This window comes from Butyrivibrio sp. FCS006, from assembly GCF_000424525.1.
Classification (GTDB): domain Bacteria; phylum Bacillota; class Clostridia; order Lachnospirales; family Lachnospiraceae; genus Butyrivibrio.
Genome location: NZ_KE384205.1, coordinates 435,151 through 453,253, shown reverse-complemented (window position 1 = coordinate 453,253; position 18,103 = coordinate 435,151). Strand labels below are relative to the sequence as shown.

Here is an 18,103-nt window from a genome sequence, read left to right as displayed (position 1 = left end):
GGCATGAAATGCCTGCCCAAGAACCCCAACCCCAGGCCCGACAAAAAGATAACGAGAAAACTTGACCAGACTCAAAGACCAGTAAACGTTTTCGAATAGATAATTGAGATACAATATCGCGTAAAGGGCGAACTATCGCCCATCACAATATCAAATCGTCAACGGGGGATATTATGAAGAATATCGAGTATCTGCGTCTACTTAGCAAGGAGTTTCCCAATTCCAGGAAGGCTGCAGCGGAGATCATCAATCTTCGCGCTATCTGTGCGCTTCCCAAGGGAACTGAGTATTTCTTTTCCGATATACACGGAGAGTACGAAGCCTTCTCACACCTGCTTCGAAGCTCCTCCGGTATCATAAGAGCCAAGATCGAAGAGACCTTTGGCAATCAGATGACTGAGGCCGAGCAGCTTCAGCTCGCAAATCTAATCTATTATCCCAGAGAAGTAATTGATGAAATAAGACATGATGAGAACTACACCCAGAAGGACCTCCAGGAGCATCAGAAGATAACCATAAACAGGCTTATCTCTATTTGCCGTGTTGTCAGCTCCAAGTACACAAGGTCCAAGGTCCGCAAGAAGATGCCCGCCGACTACGCCTACGCCATTGACGAGCTCCTTCACCTTGACATGAATGACTTCAACAAGAAGCTCTATTACAGCGAGATCATAAACGGTATCATCGAGATCGATTTTGCGGACGAGTTCATTATCGCCCTCTGCGAGCTGATCCAGAACCTGACCATCGACTCCCTTCACATCATCGGAGATATCTTTGACAGAGGAGCAAGGCCCGATCTTGTTATGGAAGAGCTCATGAACTTCCACGACGTTGACATCCAGTGGGGCAACCACGACATTGACTGGATGGGCGCAGCCTGCGGAAATACGGCCTGTATCGCCAACGTGCTCAGGATAGGAACCAGCTACAACACCTTCGATGCGCTTGAAGACGGGTACGGCATCAACCTTCGTCCCCTCTCCATGTTCGCTGCGGAAGTCTACGGCGATGACCCTTGCGAGTGCTTCAAAACTCACATCCTTGATGAGAACAAGTACGACGCAGTAAATCCCAAGCTCGCCGCCAAGATGTGCAAGGCCATCAGCATCATCCAGCTCAAACTCGAAGGTCAGCTCATCAAGAAGCACCCCGAGTACGGCCTTGAATCCAGGCTCCTTTTGGACAAGATTGATTACGACAAGGGCGAAGTCACCATCGGGGAAAAGACCTATAAGCTCAACGACACAAACTTCCCAACCATAGACCCGAAGGACCCTTACAAGCTCACCGAGGCAGAAGAGACCCTCATCAGGACCCTGAGATTTTCCTTCATGCATTCGCAGCTCCTTATTAAGCACGTGCAGTTTTTATACTCCCATGGCGGAATGTACAGGATCGTCAACGAGAACCTTCTTTATCACGGCTGCATTCCCATGGACGAGAGCGGAAACTTTGTGCCCATGACCACTTCCGACGGAAGCTTTATGGGAAAAGAGCTTATGGACTACATCAACAAAAAGGCCCACGATGCGTTCTTCCTCGATAGCAGGGATTATCCGAAGGAGAAGCAGGATGCAGTGGACCTCATGTGGTATCTCTGGTGCGGCCCATATTCTCCTCTTTTCGGAAAAGACAAGATTACAACCTTTGAGCGCATGTTCCTTAAACAGGAAAAAGAGCTCACCAAGGAGAACTTCAACCCCTATTACAAATTTTCAGGCATGGAGCCTTACGCAGACAAGATCCTCAAAGAGTTCGGCCTTGACCCTGAATGGGCGCACATCATAAACGGCCATGTTCCGGTTAAGACCGCCAAGGGTGAGAGCCCCGTTAAGGCCGGTGGCAAGCTCTATATTATCGACGGCGGAATCTCCAAAGCCTACCATGAGCAGACAGGAATTGCAGGCTACACGCTGATCTTCAACTCCCACCATCTGGCGCTTGCCCAGCACAAGCCTTTTGTTAAGGGAAAAGAGAATACACCTACCATCCAGATCACCGAGAAGACCAAGAAGAGGATCCTCGTACAGGATACTGATATAGGAAAGGGCCTTCAGAAACAGATCGATGATCTTAAAGATCTTTTAAAGGCGTTTGAGAGCGGCCTTATAAGGGAGAAGAATTAGAGTTAATAGACTGTTTATAAAAATGTTATTTGACGATATATATAGTGACTAAGTAAAATGTCTGTAGGTAAGATTCGAAAGGAAATCAGAAGATGGATGCAAACGGATTAACCCCTGAACAGCAGGCGCTCCTTGCCAGCATTATGGGAAAGTCTTCACAGGCCGGTGGCGGCGGTGGCTTCAGCCCGGCTTCCGTTCCTACGCCTGCAGCTTCTGCACCTGCAGCTGCTCCTTCCCCTGCGGATTCAGGCAAGATGTTGTCTCAGGCAGAGATTGATGCTCTGATCGCATCGATGGGAAATTGAATATTTAAAAAGACAGTCCCTCGTCAATATCGGCGAGGGATTTTTTTGTGCGTGTGTTAACGATAGGCTGTTTATTAAATTATTGTAAAAACGAACAAAACTTATATATATGCATTATAATGTATCTTGAGAGGGCATAACTATGCCCCGGCCTAAAACTGTTAAATTAGCAATTAATAAAGAAAGGTGCATTTATATGGAGAATAAGGTCAAGAAGGCAAGAAAGAGCGTCAGTGGGAAACTATTAAAGATCGTTATCCCGATGATCGCAATTTCAATCATTGTGATCATGCTTATCGTAGCAACCCAGGCAAGGAGCATCATTGTCGAGCTTGCAGAGAACAACCTTGAAAAAGAGTCCGAGTACTACACAGAGAAGATCGGACGAGAGATAACCAACATCGTTGAGTATCTTGATGCATCGGCAGAAGCTCTTGGCGCAGTGTCATTCCCCAATGACCATGCAATGGCGAGCTTCCTTATCCCAACACTTTCAAAATCTGAGTACATGCCAAACGGTATGTATATTGCAACGGCTACAGGAGACTGGATTGATCCTTCAGGATGGGTTCCGGATCCCGACTACGTACCACAGGAGAGAAGCTGGTACATCGAGGGACTTGAGCACAAGACCTTCCTTCCCGGCGAACCCTATGTGGACTCAGACACCGGCAGCACCGTAGTGTCTTTTACCAGAACGGTTAAAATCGCAGATGCCAGATCAGGTGTGGCTGCAGCGGATTATACCCTTGACGGTATCGTTGAGGAGATCAGTGCTATCAAGCCTGTTAAGACCGGCGGGGCAATGCTTCTTTATAATGACACCATTCTTTCGTATTTTGATGCAAGCTTTAACGGAACCAGCGTCAGTGCACATCCCGAGGCCCTGTTCCTCCAGAATGCATATCAGCTTGCACAGAGCGGATCGACAGATGTAACTGAGCTCAAGAATGAACACGGCGATACTTATTATGTTCGCGCCAGTGTGATCCCCGGAACTGACTGGACACTTATCTGTTCTGTATCTAAGAACGACGTATTAGCAGGTCTTAACAGATTCCAGATCATATGCTATGGCCTCATGATCCTCATGGTCATCGCCATTTCTGTAGTTCTTTACATGCTGATCAGAAACATCGTATCAAAGCCTGTTGGCGCCCTTACTGAAAATATCACAAGGATCACTGACGGTGACTTCACGGTTGAGATTCCTGAGGGCGGCGATGACGAGATCGGCCTTATGAATAACAACATGAGAGAGTTCGTAAGTCACATGAGAGGAACTCTCGGAAATATCAAAGACGAGACAGACAGACTTGCAATAGAAGCTGAGAACAGTAAGGATGCATCCGGCAAGCTTAACATTCAGGCTAATGAGCAGTCCACAAATATGGGACAGATCAGAGATGCCATGAACGGAATGGCAAGTGCAGTTGCAGAGCTTGCAGAGAACGCTACAGAGCTTGCTAACGAAGTTGCAGACCTCACCGAGCAGGGCAATGCAGCCAGCGAAACCGTTAACAACCTGGTTGTTAAGGCAAAAGACGGACAGCGCGACATGGAAGTTGTACAGAGAGGCATGGAGAAGATTTCCACGTCCATGGGCGATATGAACAGCGACGTTCAGGCGGTTGGCGAGTCTGCTCAGAAGATCAACTCCATCATCGAGATCATCAACTCCATTGCATCCCAGACAAACCTCCTTTCACTGAATGCTTCAATTGAGGCAGCAAGAGCAGGAGAGGCAGGTAAGGGCTTTGCCGTAGTTGCTCAGGAAATCGGACAGCTGGCAGCTAACTCCGCAGAATCAACCACAGAGATCGGCAAGATCATAGCTGAGATCACTCAGCAGATAAAAGAACTTTCGGAGAAATCCCAGGCTAACATGGATGAGATCACAGCGAGTTCAGAAGCCGTACAGACTGCAGGAAAGACCTTTGAAGAGATCTTCTCAAGTCTTGATGAGACCAGCGATACATTCAGAGAGATGATCGACAAGATCGGCAACGTAGACACAATAGCTACATCCGTTGCAGCTATTTCCGAGGAGCAGTCGGCAAGTACACAGGAAGTTACAGCAACAACCGACAATCTCGCAGTCAGCGCTCAGCAGGTTGCAGACGAGAGCCAGGGTGTTGATGACAGTGCAACAACAGTATCAAGTGCAGCAGCAACTATTGAGGACTTTGTAAGAGACTTTAAGATCTAAAGAAGGAGGAAATTATGTATATTTCGATGCAATGCTCAGATAACAGTGGAATGCTGAATACGGAGATATGTACCTTTTATGGTATAAGATACGTTCCAAGATTCAGATCGGCCGTAATCTCTACAGAGCATCTGAATCATGAATACGTAATTCCAATGACTCCACAGGATTATGAGGTGGCGGTAAAGCAGATACATGCAGCCATGAAGGCACATGCTACCATGATCTCAATTGACAGTGGAATGGTTTGTCGCGGCCGAAAGGGCGAGATCAGAAATGTGGAGCCACAAAAGCTTACAATTTCAGCGGTATAAATTCATAAGACAAAATTAAACCGTCACTTTTCTCTGAATAAAAGTGACGGTTTTGCTTTTGTTTAGTCCAGGCGAAAGACCTGTTTCATCTGCTTCTGGGCTCCTGTCTTTTCGTCCTTTTCCAGGATCAAAATGCCCTTCATGCTCTCATCCCATCTGTCTACAACTTCGCTTTCTGCCTGATATTTTCCAGCATATTCTATGCCCTTTTCACACTCGTAATATCCAAATACCTCAGCGTCAAACTCTGCATCATCAAGCTCATACATGTAGATGCTGTAGTTGCAGATCCCTGCGGCCTTTAAGACTTCTACCATCTCAGGCCAGATCTCATCATGTCTTTTGATGTACTCGTCTTTCTTGCCCTTTAAAACCATACCTTTCCATGCATATCGTTCCATACTTACACCTCCTTATAGTTATTGTGTTTGGCGTGAGTCAGTGGGGACGTTTCAGTTTGACTCATTTTGATTCGCAAAATGAGTCAAACTGAAACGTCCCCACTGACTCACGCCAAACTTAAACGTCCCCATTGACTTAAACAGTTCCCATACCACTTCTTGGACACTTGGTTATGTTTTCAAAAACAGGGTCGATCGCATACTCCACATGAATGTCCTCAATACCCTCAGCAGGTTCTTCAATCTCGATATCCTTAAAGCTTATATCCTTAAGCTCGTGCCCAGGCTCATCAAAGCCGCAAAGCTCGATGGAAGGGCAGTCGTGCCACTCATTCTTGCCGGCGTTGTTATCAAGAAATCTTCCAAGAAGATGCATTCTCTCGAAGTGACAGTCCTCGATAACGGGAGTGGTCTTCGCGCCTTCGCCGTCGTCGTTGAAGGTCACGGAATGGATCATTACGTGGGAAGCAGCAATGTCCCTTACGGATACGCCCTTAACGTAGCCCCCGCGCTTTTTGGTTGACTTGATCTCAATGCCTGACCAGGTGGGCCTCATGTCGCAGTCCCATAAAAAGACATTTTCCACGCCGCCGCTCATTTCGCTTCCAACGCAGAGTCCGTGACCGATGTGGCAGATGCAGTCAAAGACTCTGATGTTCTTTGTCGGTCTGCCGATGACATTGCCCTCAGGGTTCTTACCTGACTTGATGGCAACGGAGTCATCCTCGGTGTAGAAGTCGCAGGCATAAATGGTCGAATTGGTCGATGAATCGGGATCCCAGCCATCGCCGTTCCACACGCCCTGAGACTTTATGGTGCAGTGATCGGTAACAACCTGATCTGAGTAAACAAAGTGTAGATTCCAGGAAGGAGAAAAGCCCAGTGTCAGATTTGTGATCCAGATATTTCTGCAGTTGCTCATATTGATTAGCCTGCCTCTGACTCTGTGGGAGATGGTCTCGGGCTTCTCATATTCTTTTATCTTATCGCCCAGCGAAGCGATGTATTCCTTAAGGTCCTCGGCCTCAATCTTGGCGCAGGCCTTTGCAAGGAGCCAGCCGCCGCCCATGATGCTTCCGCCGCCTCTGATCACAACGTTTTCGCAGTTGTATGAGGCGTCGTGATCGAGCTGTCCGAGATTTAAAAGACTTCTGTAGCAAAGCCTCTCATAGCCCTCAAACCTGCTTTTTATCTTGGGCAGGTAATCGGAAGGACTCTCTGTTCCCTGCAGGGTTGCACCCTTATCAACGAAGAGCTCTGTGTTTGAGTGCATATCAAGAGCGCCTGTAAGGTAGGTTCCTGCCGGCACATATACATAAGAATTCTCATCGCAGTCATCAAGAGCCTTCTGCAGTGCTGCGGTATTTAAGGTCTTGCCGTCGCCGACTGCATTGTAAGGCACCGAAGTAACATCGATCATTTTCTTAAGGCGAGAGGTCCTGACCGTGATCTTTCCAAGGGAGCGTGAATCCCCATCGGGAGAGTGCATGATGACCTCCACCTCTATGTCTTTTTCAGGCAAAAGACCTTTAAGAGTAAAGTGAGTTTTATCTGTATCTCCGACCGGTTCACCGTCTGCAATCACGCTGTATGAAAACTCTTTTGTTGCATCCTCGGGAAGGTCCCAGAAAACTTCTGCTTCACTTGCTGTGGCTCTAAAATCCATCATAAATTCATGCTTCAAAGTTGATACTCCTTGTCTTTATGTCTTCTTCCAGATCAATGAATCTGGCAAGAGCTGTATAAACTTCCCCTCGGGAAATCCACTTTCCGGGGGCTGCTTCTTTTCTTTCGTCAATTCCAAGCTCCATGGCCCTTCTTACGCATTCCTCCAAAGGGATATCTCTTTTGGCCTTATCACTTTCATAGAACCTCATAAGGAAGCTGTCCAGTTCCTCGTAGGTCAGAGATTCATCGGGACGGAAAAAGAGCTTGTCACCTTCTCTCTTAGTAGTTGCCGGATCTATCAGGTTTTCAGATATCAATGTCTCAACATATCCGCTGTCCCATTCATCAATCTTAAGGTCAGAGTACTTGCCTCTGTAAGGCCTTGTTCCTGCGATACGGAGAGCCTTGAACAGTACCATGAGGAGCTGAGCCCTTGGCATTGGTGCATCAGGATGAAGGAACATAACACAAGGGTCCAACAGGCAGTATCTGAAGGCCTTTTCAAGGCCTTCCTTATCTTCAAATCCTGCAATATCAAGGTAGGGCAGTGCTATTGAAAAGATATCCGGTTCAGGCTCCTGAGCGGGAATAACCTTCACGTCTGACTCAGGACTCCAGAAGCTGCAGGTGAGTCCATTATCGCACCTTCCCAGAAGAGTGTCTTTTCCCTTATCCAGGGAGCGCAGAGTATTCATGAAAATGTCGGCTATCATCACGCTGCCGTATTCGTTGGTGTGAGTCATGTCACCGGGCATGAAGAAGTCTTTTGCACTGTCACCAAACTCTAGCCACTTCTTGAATGTCAGGCCGTGAAGATCTATGAAGGGCACATCAAGCTCTTTTGCCACAGCCTCTGTAGCCTTGGCGTGGTCTGCAAGGAGCGAGTAGTGCCTGCCCATGTTAAGAGCTCTTGCGTCCTCTTTAGAAAGCTCAAGAGGAACGCGGCTGATGGGAGAGCAGAGGATAGCTTCAGCTCCGGCTTGCCTTGTCTCCTTGACGTATCTTCTCAGGTTATCTGCATAGCCACCGAAAGCCGCGAGGTTCCTGCGCTTCTGGTCGTTGTGACCAAACTGCATTATCAGGCAGTCGCCGGGCTTTATCATCTCTCTGATTATGTCATAGTGGCCATCGTCCCTGAAGCAGTTCGAAGTAAGCCCTGAGTGTGACATGTTGCAGACTGCAGCGCCTTCGATGAAGCGTGGCAGTGTCTGCGCCCATCCGGAGAAGCTTCCGAAGGGGAAGTAAGGAATTCCTGCATTCTGATCGGTGACGGTTGAATCGCCACCAATCCAAATAACAGGGACTTTCTCCTCGGTTATTGTGACGTCCAGCGATACATTTTCCGGCGAAACGTCGCTGCCGGTGTAGCTTATGAAGATGTCCTTGTCGTTGCACCTTGTTGCGGAAAGTGCAGGAATGAAGGGCGTAACGGCGGTGTGATAGGTCTTTTCAAAGGTGCTGCCACAGGGCACGGTTACGTCTCTTGCAATCATGGCTCTTCTTGAGGAAAAGAGTGTAAGGTGCTCGATACTCTTGTTCAGAGCGCTTATTCTAACGCTGACTTTGTAGGTTCCAAAGGAAGGAACCGTCACTTTCACAATCTGAACCTTACGGCCTTCATCTGAAACCGCTTCATAGAAGTGCCTTGTGTTCCAGCCGCCGCTCTTTAGTGACTGCTCATGGGCAGTACCTGATGAAGTAACTGCCATTTCCGGTGTAAAAAAGCCATAGCCTCTCCCTTGCGAGTAGAGGCTATCGTTATTTTGAAGTTTGAAGTTTATTGAAAACATGGTCGTTCCCCGTTTGTTAATATCAAAGGTCGTAGATTGCCGTGGCAAGCGGAGCAATGTCTTTTGCCTTAAACTCACCGCTGTCTGTGACGATGGTTGCTGACTGCTTGCTCTCTGAGTTGTTGATGACAATGAGTTTCTTGCTGCTCTCAAAGAATGCGCACTCAACCATTGGATTGTCGGTGACATACTTGTGATCAAAGGAAAGTCCGCAAGCATACAGCAGAATGTTGAGAAGAAGCCTGTAGTTCTCGGGCGCGTTCTCAAAGGTTGAGAGGTAGATTCCTTTTCCTCTTCCGAAGTCATTTACTGTAAGGAGAGGGTAACCGTCTTTTGACCTGATAACTTTTGCTGCGCCGTCGGTAAGGTGAACCTTGCCGCGAAGAGGGATGTGGCTACCCTCAGGAATAATGCCTTCTGAGTTGTCATCCACAAAGGCCCATTTGCCCATGCAGGACTTGTAGTCGCTGTCTCTGTTTACGCCAAGGACGCCTGACATTCTGAATCTGAAATCCTTCTCGCCTGTTGATGATGGCTCGTTGACGCCGATAAAGCATCCGCCTGCGTTAACCCATTCGGTGAGGACTTCTTCCACAACCGGGTCATTCCAACTCTCTGCGCCGCACCATGCTGTTCCTGCAGAACCTGCGTTGATGATGACATTTATATCCGTTAGATCCATGCTCTTTAAGTCGTCGAAATCGATGTATGTAACATCGACGGGAAGACCGGAGAGGGTCTCGTTTATGTGGATCAGGTCATGCATGTAGGTTTCATGGAAATGGCCTGACAAAGTCCAGCTACGCAGTTTTCCCCATGAGTGAAGTACTGCGACCTTGATCGGGAGGACGTAAGGTGCGCCTTCTTCATGAAGCTCTTTTATCTGTCTGAACTCATCTGAGATTGTTGCGATATATTCTACAAAGTCCGGGAAATCCTGCACCAGGTGAAGGTATCCGCCAAGACCTATTCTGTCTATTTTGGCACGAAGAAGAGCACGACGGGCGCTTCTCCAGTAAAGAGCTGCATCCCTGGCCGGATCGCCGCCCTTTGAGAAAGTCGGAAGTCCGCCAAGCCCCACAGGGAACAGGTAAGGGTGAAGCCTTATTTCATGAACCGGAACGTCAACTCCTGCGCAGAGTCTTACCTCATAGCCGGAGAAGATGCACTTGATAAGTCCGTCAAAACCAAACTCCTTAAAGCGCTTACCGTATGGCTCAATACCAACCCAGCTGTCATCGTAAAAGACATATGCCTTTTTGCCAAAGCTGTGAACGATGTCCACAAGCTCTTTTCCGAAGGAAACAACGAACTGATTTACAAAGTTCATGTAGTCTCTCTGTGTCTTGACAGGCGGAAGGTGCGTTGGGTGAAGAAGTCCGGTGTTTATGAAATCCTCGGCTGTGAGCTTATATCCGTAGCTCTCCGCAAAGTCATCCAGCATTTTGGGACTTACGGTGAAGTCGTAGGAACCCCAATCGGTGAAAAGATTGCGGTTTCTTGGGCTGCTCCCCCACATCCATACGAAGTTGTAGAACATGGATGTAAAACGTACAACTGTTGTGGCCGGATGATCCTTGCACCAGTTTGTAAGCCAGTCCTTTAGGTACTCTCTGGTCTGGGGATATACAGGATCGATCTGCATCAGATGCTCCTTGTTCCAGTTGTTGGTCACGTGGTTGTACATGGAAATCTCTTCCCAGATTCTGTAAGCCAAAAAGCTCACGGTATATTTGTGCCATGGAATGATGTTGTTAACTATGACATTCTGAGCCTCTTTCTCATAGGTCCAGAAATTTCTGTTGACTTCCCTTCCTGTGGTGCGGTCATAGACCTGCCAGTATTTCATTGAGTCAGCGCTGTCGTTGATCTTAAACTGCTGATCAAAGAAATCATCCATCAGGTGGAAGGTTAAAATTGAATCCTCTGCAACCTTGGGAGCTGTTGTGAGGAAGGTCTGCTGGAGCTTGTCCGGGTTCTTCCTCGCCCATTCATTGTGATCCCTGATTATGCAGATAGTGGAGTAGATCCCATATCCTGAATTTGTAATCTCATCTGAAAGAACAGTACCGTCACTGTCCCTGATAACATCTGCGCCCCATTTTTTAGCCAAATCAAGGGTAAGCTCTTCATATCCTGCTTCCCCGGGCAGAGTGAAGCCCCCTTGTGTGTGCTTTAAGATGTTGTCCATTTTTGTTAACCCCCGAATAATTAAAGTGCTCCGTCGCTTCTGATCTTGTCGTAGTTTAAGATGCCTGCGAAATATGCAAGAGCCAGACCCTGTCCCCAACCCTGGATCCAGTCTCTGGAAATACCACGGTATCCGTCTCTGTCCTTCATGACAGCTGTGCCACCGGAGACGTTCAAAACTCTTCCGTCAGGTGATACGTTCTTAAGGATACCTTTGGTTGATTTGTTGATGTATTTGATGTGAAGAGGATTGCCCTTGTTTATCATGGCAGCAGCAATTCCGCAGCTGGCTGATATCTCCTCATAGGACTCCTCATCGTCAAGGATGGTCCTGTAGAGGCCGTCATCGGTCTGCAGCAGCTTGATGCTTGCAAGCTGTTCGTTCAGTGAGCCGACAATGTCGAGGAACTTAGGGTATAAGTAGCACTCCGGAAGAATGCGACCAACCTCTGACATTGTGTAGGCTGCCCAGGCATTTGCTCTTCCCCAGAAGAACCCTGACATGTGGTCTTTGGTGATGTTGTTGTAGCCATGATAGAAAAGACCTGTCGCCGGATCCTGAAGATATTTGATGTGCCAGTAGTACTGGTTTAGAGCATCGTCAATTAGTTTTTCATCTTTTAAAAGGACTCCTGCTCTAAGCAGGAAAAACGCTGCCATAAAAAGCGTGTCAGCCCAGCACTGCTCCGGGAAATCGTTGTTTACCGAGACTGTGTGCTGAAGGACATTGTCGCCAAATCTAAGGGCGTCATTCTCGAGATAGTCGATTTTGCTCTTTGCGATATCCAGGTATTTCTCATCGCCTGAGTACTCATACAGTGACAAAAGAGCATGTCCCATGGCGCAGGTATTTACAGTAAAAGATGGAACGCCGAGCTCAATATACTCATCGATCCTATCCTTGAGAGCAAGGATGTATTCCTCATTTCCTGTGGCCTTAAAAGCCTCGCAAACGCCGTAATAAGCTACTCCTCCGGGCCAGTCCCAGGTGAGATCCATTCTCATGGTGCGCTTTACAATAGCGTCGATCGCAGCCTCAATTTCTTTTTTGTCATATATAAGATTGCCCATAATTTCGCCCCTTTATGGTTATTTTACAAAAAGTATATTTTCATATGGTCGAAAAATCTCTCCATATACTAACAAAAACTTTGCAATTTCAACTATTTGAGGTTAGAATTTCTATTAGGCGTGTTTTTTGCCAAATGGAACTGTATATTTATTAAATTAAGGAAAAGATTATGTCAAAGCCCAAGAAAACAGTAATTGAATACAGAAATTACGAACTTCCCATCAACTTTCCCGTACTGGTGCTGACCGGAGACAGATGGTATATCTCTGACGTCAAGTCCGGCAAGCTCCATTTCCACAACTGCCTGGAGATAGGTATATGCCACCAGGACAGCGGATTTATTGAGTTTGCGGATGAGCCTGTGCCCTTTAAGGCAGGGGATGTTACCTTTATATCAAGGAACGTTGCTCATACATCCTACAGTACCAAGGGTGAATCGAGCTTGTGGTCATATATTTTCCTGAATCCCGATGATCTCTTTAAAGGGATATTTGGCGCATCTTCGCCATATGGGGAGATATATTATGATATGACTCAGAATCTTCAGATGATACTGCACGGCTCCGAGCACAAGGAGATCTACAGCCTTGTAACCCAGATACTGTCTGAGCTTGTGAACAAGGAGATGAATTATCAGATAGCAGTTAAGGGTCTTATGTTATCTCTTTTTATGAAACTTATGAGAGTCTATGCGGGGCAAAAGAAGCAGAGCATCGCTCAGAGAGCTGCCCATGACAACGATATTGCCATCATGCCGGCACTTGAATATATAAGGGAAAACTACATGTTAAACTTCCCTATAGAAGATCTGGCGAATATGTGCCACTTAAGCCAGACCCACTTCAGAAGGGTGTTCCACGAGATCATGCAGACAAGTCCTCTGGACTATCTCAACACCACGAGGATCCTTCAGTCCTGCATTCTTCTTAGGACCACAGAGGAGTCGATCCTTTCTATATCAGAGCAGGTGGGATTTCGGTCGGTATCCAGCTTTAACAGGCATTTCTCTGAGAAGATGGGCGCTCAGCCCGGAGAGTGGAGGCGCAAGATGGTCAAGATCGACAATGCCTCAATAATGAAGTATACAGGCTGGACACAGGCTGAGAAGCTTACGGAATCAAGAAAGTAAATATACATATATAGTGAATAATGGATGAATAAAAAGAGTCCTTGAGGCTCTTTTTATTTTGTGCCCAGAGGAGAAATGGCTTTGTGCAAAATGTATAAAATCGAAAACGATTAAGTGTAAATAATAAACATATCAACAATAAACTTGAAAAATAAATGGGTGAAAATGCATAGCTTTTTTGACTAAGTGATTAGATGGGAGAGATAAATTACTTTAGTATTGTCCATAGAAAGGGGAGAGAGATATGGGAGCAAAAAATAAAAGTAGGGGAGCAGTCGCTACCAGTTCAAGCTGGAAGCATTCTCTAAAACGAGACTGGCAGTTATATCTTCTTCTGCTCATTCCACTTATTTTGGTTGTAGTATTTAGCTTTGGCGCATATCCGGGTCTGAGAATGGCCTTCATGGATTACAAACCTGCCAAAGGCTATGCGGGTTCTAAATGGGTCGGCTTTGATACCTTCAGAAAAGTATTCAGAGATGCGGACTTCTCAAGAGCCCTTAGAAATTCAATAGTATTTAACTTGCTTGATCTTTTCGTTGGATTCCCGATGCCGATCATCCTGGCATTGATCCTCAACGAACTCAGGTATAAGAGATTCAAGAAGGTCTCACAGACAATTCTTTACCTTCCTCACTTCTTATCCTGGGCCATCATCGGAAGCGTGGCACTTACAATGTTCAAGCCAACAAGTGGTCTTGTAAACATCGCCATGATGAAGATGGGAATGATCACCCAGGGAATTCCGTTCCTCAATGAGAAATGGCACTGGGCAATAACTTACCTGCTCATCGGAGTGTGGCAGTCCATGGGATGGGGCACGATCCTCTACCTGGCAGCTATTACCGGTATCAGCGGAGAACAGTATGAGGCGGCCATGATCGACGGTGCAAACCGCTGGCAGAGAATGCTTCATATAACACTTCCGGGAATCAGGAGCACAATCGTAACACTGCTCATCATGAACCTTGGACGTGTAATGGGAAGTAACCTTGAGAGACTTACATCCCTTGGAAATACACAGGTAAAAGAGTTCCAGTATCAGCTGGCTGTGTACATCTTCAATAAAGGTATTGGAAATAACAAGTTCAGTATGGCTACTGCCGTCGGCCTTTTCCAATCAGTTATCGGTGTTGCACTGGTTCTTTTATCAGACAGAATAGCCAAGAAGCTTGGCGAAGACGGACTACTATAGGAGGAACTTAATCGTGGCTAAGAAAAAAGAAATAAATGCGGCAGAAGAAAGTTTCTCCGCCGGCGGAGCGCATGCTGTCAATAAATTCAGAATAAGCGACGCCATCATGATGCTTGTCATCATCCTGCTCTGTGCAACCTGCGTGCTTCCGTTCTTACACGTAGCAGCCAAATCAATTTCAGGTAACACGGCAGTAATGAGCCAGTCAGTTTACTTCCTGCCAAAGGACATCACCTTCGACGCATTCAAGCAGGTATTTGCAGACAGCTCAATGACTTACTCAATGATATTTTCAGTGATCATCACACTTGTGTTTACTCTTCTTGGAATGATCGTCTGCACCTGTGCAGCGTATCCGCTTTCAAAAAAGAGACTTAAAGGAAGAGGAGTTCTGGCATTCATCCTCATGGTGCCTATGTACTTCTCAGCAGGTATCATCCCTCAGTACATCCTTTATTACCAACTTGGAATTCTGGATACAGCCTGGGTACTGATACTGCCACTTATCTATTCACCATACAACATGCTGATCATGAAGAACTTCTTCCAGAGCACAATTCCTGACAGCTTGGAGGAATCAGCATTTTTGGATGGCGCAACAAACTTCCAGATTCTTTGGAAGATCGTGCTTCCTCTTTCAAAGCCAATCCTGGCTACACTATCACTCTTCTATGCAGTAGGAAGATGGAATGCATACGCAGACAACATGTACTACACAAGATCTTCAGAGCTCAAGATGATCCAGTACAAACTCTATCAGCTTGTTGCATCTGCCACAGAGGCTCAGAACGCATCACTGGCAGATACCGGCGGAATCACACAAGCAACACCTGAAGTACTGCAGGCAGCATGCATCATGTTCGTAACTGTACCGATCATCATAATATATCCGTTCCTTCAGAAATACTTTGTACAAGGTACTATGATAGGGGCTGTGAAGGGCTAATACACTATGGGAAAACAATTTTGTTTAAAATAAAAGGAGGATTACTATGAAGAAGAAAGTATTATCAGCCATACTTGCAGCTAGTATGGTAATGGGGCTTGCAGCTTGTGGCAACAACGGACCTGTTCCTACAGCGTCAGAAGACACACAGACTGCAACAGAAGCACCTGCAGCTGAGGCACCTGCAGCTGAGACTACAGAGGCAGCAGCAGACGTGGTTCCCGGAGTTGACGGATTTGAGCCATTTGCAGATCAGGTTACTCTTAGAGTAGCTGTTTACGACAGAGGAGATAACGGAAACGGATGCTCAGACGTTGAGAACAACTACTGGACAAACTGGGTTCAGGAGAACTTCGGTGACAAGTACAACATCAAGGTTGAATATGTAGGCATCACACGTTCAGACGTTATGACTGACTACGCTATGCTTGCTTCAACAAACACACTTCCTACTCTTTGCATGGAGTACGACTATGACAAGCTTGCTACATGGGCATCAGACGGATACCTTCAGCCCATTGATCTCGAGCAGTTCAAGACAATCGCTCCTACATACTGGGCAAACATGGAAGAGAACGGCCTTACAGGCTACACACAGTTTGACGGTGAGGACTACATCGTTCTTGGTAAGAGACCTTACGGTAACACAAACTACACATTCGTAACATGGTATCGTAAAGACTGGCTCAAGGAAGCCGGCTATGACGGATCATATCCTGCAACAAACACAGAGCTCCTTGAGGCTCTTGGCAAGATGGTTGAGAACGGACATCAGTATCCTATGAGCGGATCAAAGGTAGCAGGTGCCGGCGCTGACCAGAACTACTCATTCAGAGATTACCCTCAGGATGAGCTCACATGGTGCACAACAGGTGACTACCAGGTTCCTGCTCTTTCAACAGAAGCACAGAAGAGGCTTCTTAAGTGGAACAACGAGCTCTACAACGATGGTTACCTCAACCCTGAGTACTACCTCAGAAGCACAGATGATGTAAACGCTGACTTCATCAACGGTAAGGCATTCCAGTGGTCAGGTTACGTTTCATCAACAATGGATGTTCTTAACTCTTTCTATGAGAACAACCCTGATGCAGAGCTTGGCGTAATGGTATGCGACAGCAAGCTTGTAAAGGATGAGACATGGGGATCAAGCAACGCATTCAGACCTAACAACATCTTCGGCGCAATGGTTGGCTTTGCTAACAATGCAACACCTGACGAGGTTAAGGCCGGTGAGATGTACCTTGAGTGGATGGCTCAGGACGAGAACCTCTTCACAATGACATGGGGTATCGAGGGTGTTAACTTCAACTATGACGAGAACGGAAATCCTGTAGCAGTTGGTGATCAGTCAGGTCTTCCTGAGCAGCAGGGTCACAACAATAACGTTGACTACTGGATGGTTGTTACAGCTTCCAAGTCATTCGGTGACATCGAGTCTGATATCAAGGCTATCAATCCTCAGGGACTTCCTCAGGACTTCTACGAGGACATCCTTGCTAACTACAAGGGACAGCTTGCACTCTATGAAGCTGGCAGCGTAAACGTAGATTGCCTCTTCGGTGGCGCTCTTGAGTCAGTAACAGAGTACGGCACATCACTCAAGGAAGAGATCTATCCTGAGTACCGTGATCAGCTTGTAATGTGCAAGCCTGATGAGTTCGATGCTCTTTACGATGAGCTTTCACAGAAGTACCTCGATGCAGGTTACCAGGAAATCATCGACGAGAGACAGGAAATGTTCGAAGCAGGCGAGACAACCAAGCTTCAGTAATACAGATATTGCATAACTCCTAATTATATATAGAGCCCTCGGGAACGCCTTGTCCCCGGGGGCTCATTTTTTGAGTCACCGGGGACGTTTCAGTTTGACTCATTTTGAGTCACCGGGGACGTTTCAGATTGACTCATTTTGAGTCACTGGGGACGTTTCAGATTGACTCATTTTTGGAGTCAATGGGGACGGTTCTCTTTGACTCCTTGCTGTCTTGTCGCTGCGTTTGCTCTGGGTGAAATCTGTGGCAGAACGGTGTGGTATCGTCTCCGGGACATGAGAAAAGCAAGCAGAAGGGGCTATTCCCAGTTGGAATTTGTGGCAGAACGGTAGGTTCTCGCCTTCGGGACATGAGAAAATCAAGCAAAAGGGTCTTTTCCCAGCTGGAATCTGTGGCAGAACGGTAGGTTATCGTCTCCGGGACATGAGAAAGGCAAGCAGAAGAGTCTTTTCCTAGCTGAAATCTGTGGCAGAACGGTAGGTTATCGTTTCCGGGACATGAGAAAATCAAGCAGAAGAGTCTTTTTCTAGCTGGAATCTGTGGCAGAACGGTAGGTTCTCGCCTCCGGGACATGAGAAAATCAAGCAAAAGGGTCTTTTCCCAGCTGGAATCTGTGGCAGAACGGTAGGTTATCGTCTCCGGGACATGAGAAAGGCAAGCAGAAGAGTCTTTTCCTAGCTGAAATCTGTGGCAGAACGGTAGGTTATCGTTTCCGGGACATGAGAAAATCAAGCAGAAGAGTCTTTTTCTAGCTGGAATCTGTGGCAGAACGGTAGGTTCTCGCCTCCGGGACATGAGAAAATCAAGCAAAAGGGTCTTTTCCCAGCTGGAATTTGTGGCAGAATAGTAGGTTCTCGCCTCCGGGACATGAGAAAAGCAAGCAGAAGGGGCTATTCCCAGCAGAGATTTGTGGCAGATTGGCACGTTTTCCCTTCTTTGACATGTAAAAGGATTTTACACAATCTGAATTTTGACCAGAA

Annotated in this window: 13 protein-coding genes; 8 read left to right on the top strand and 5 right to left on the bottom strand. The window is 46.8% G+C overall.

Translation table 11 applies throughout. The annotated features are described in order from the left end of the window. Nucleotides 1-173: 173 nt before the first annotated feature. From G633_RS0116455 to G633_RS0116440, 4 genes are all read left to right on the top strand, one after another. Nucleotides 174-2,129, top strand: a complete 1,956-nt coding sequence (locus G633_RS0116455) for a fructose-bisphosphatase class III (protein ID WP_035771691.1) — start codon at nucleotides 174-176, stop codon at nucleotides 2,127-2,129. Nucleotides 2,130-2,221: 92 nt separating this feature from the next. Beyond that, nucleotides 2,222-2,434 carry a hypothetical protein gene (locus tag G633_RS0116450; RefSeq protein WP_022768673.1) on the top strand — a complete coding sequence of 71 codons (213 nt, stop codon included), beginning with the start codon at nucleotides 2,222-2,224 and terminating at the stop codon, nucleotides 2,432-2,434. Between the two features lie 196 nt (nucleotides 2,435-2,630). Beyond that, nucleotides 2,631-4,643 carry a methyl-accepting chemotaxis protein gene (locus tag G633_RS0116445; protein WP_022768672.1) on the top strand — a complete coding sequence of 671 codons (2,013 nt, stop codon included), beginning with the start codon at nucleotides 2,631-2,633 and terminating at the stop codon, nucleotides 4,641-4,643. A 14-nt stretch (nucleotides 4,644-4,657) separates the two neighbouring features. Continuing rightward, nucleotides 4,658-4,957 carry a hypothetical protein gene (locus G633_RS0116440; protein ID WP_022768670.1) on the top strand — a complete coding sequence of 100 codons (300 nt, stop codon included), beginning with the start codon at nucleotides 4,658-4,660 and terminating at the stop codon, nucleotides 4,955-4,957. Between the two features lie 62 nt (nucleotides 4,958-5,019). Here G633_RS0116440 and G633_RS0116435 read toward each other — a convergent pair whose 3' ends face one another. From G633_RS0116435 to G633_RS0116415, 5 genes are all read right to left on the bottom strand, one after another. Then, nucleotides 5,020-5,358 carry an L-rhamnose mutarotase gene (locus G633_RS0116435; RefSeq protein ID WP_026520586.1) on the bottom strand — a complete coding sequence of 113 codons (339 nt, stop codon included), beginning with the start codon at nucleotides 5,356-5,358 and terminating at the stop codon, nucleotides 5,020-5,022. Between the two features lie 136 nt (nucleotides 5,359-5,494). Next, nucleotides 5,495-7,042, bottom strand: a complete 1,548-nt coding sequence (locus G633_RS0116430) for a glycosyl hydrolase family 28 protein (RefSeq protein WP_242838889.1) — start codon at nucleotides 7,040-7,042, stop codon at nucleotides 5,495-5,497. Then, nucleotides 7,032-8,735: a GDSL-type esterase/lipase family protein gene (locus tag G633_RS0116425; protein ID WP_207638118.1), complete on the bottom strand. Its 1,704-nt coding sequence runs from the start codon at nucleotides 8,733-8,735 to the stop codon at nucleotides 7,032-7,034. The genes G633_RS0116430 and G633_RS0116425 overlap by 11 nt, the downstream gene beginning before the upstream one ends. A gap of 103 nt (nucleotides 8,736-8,838) precedes the next feature. Beyond that, nucleotides 8,839-11,007, bottom strand: a complete 2,169-nt coding sequence (gene gnpA / locus G633_RS0116420; protein ID WP_196804286.1) for a 1,3-beta-galactosyl-N-acetylhexosamine phosphorylase — start codon at nucleotides 11,005-11,007, stop codon at nucleotides 8,839-8,841. 20 nt (nucleotides 11,008-11,027) lie between these two features. Next, nucleotides 11,028-12,077 (bottom strand): glycoside hydrolase family 88/105 protein, encoded by a 1,050-nt coding sequence (locus G633_RS0116415; RefSeq protein ID WP_026520582.1) that lies wholly within the window; start codon nucleotides 12,075-12,077, stop codon nucleotides 11,028-11,030. Between the two features lie 170 nt (nucleotides 12,078-12,247). On the opposite strand from G633_RS0116415, the gene G633_RS0116410 reads away from it, so the two are divergent. The 4 genes from G633_RS0116410 (at nucleotide 12,248) to G633_RS0116395 (ending at nucleotide 17,122) form a co-directional block, all read left to right on the top strand. Beyond that, a complete protein-coding gene (locus tag G633_RS0116410; protein ID WP_026520581.1) occupies nucleotides 12,248-13,207 on the top strand; it encodes an AraC family transcriptional regulator in 960 nt (319 codons plus the stop codon). Nucleotides 13,208-13,451: 244 nt separating this feature from the next. Then, nucleotides 13,452-14,402, top strand: a complete 951-nt coding sequence (locus tag G633_RS0116405) for an ABC transporter permease (RefSeq protein ID WP_026520580.1) — start codon at nucleotides 13,452-13,454, stop codon at nucleotides 14,400-14,402. Between the two features lie 13 nt (nucleotides 14,403-14,415). Beyond that, nucleotides 14,416-15,348, top strand: coding sequence for a carbohydrate ABC transporter permease (locus G633_RS0116400; protein WP_022768659.1), 933 nt, complete (start codon nucleotides 14,416-14,418; stop codon nucleotides 15,346-15,348). Nucleotides 15,349-15,394: 46 nt separating this feature from the next. Next, on the top strand, nucleotides 15,395-17,122 hold the full coding sequence (locus G633_RS0116395) for an extracellular solute-binding protein (protein ID WP_051200325.1): 1,728 nt from the start codon (nucleotides 15,395-15,397) through the stop codon (nucleotides 17,120-17,122). Nucleotides 17,123-18,103: the final 981 nt, after the last annotated feature.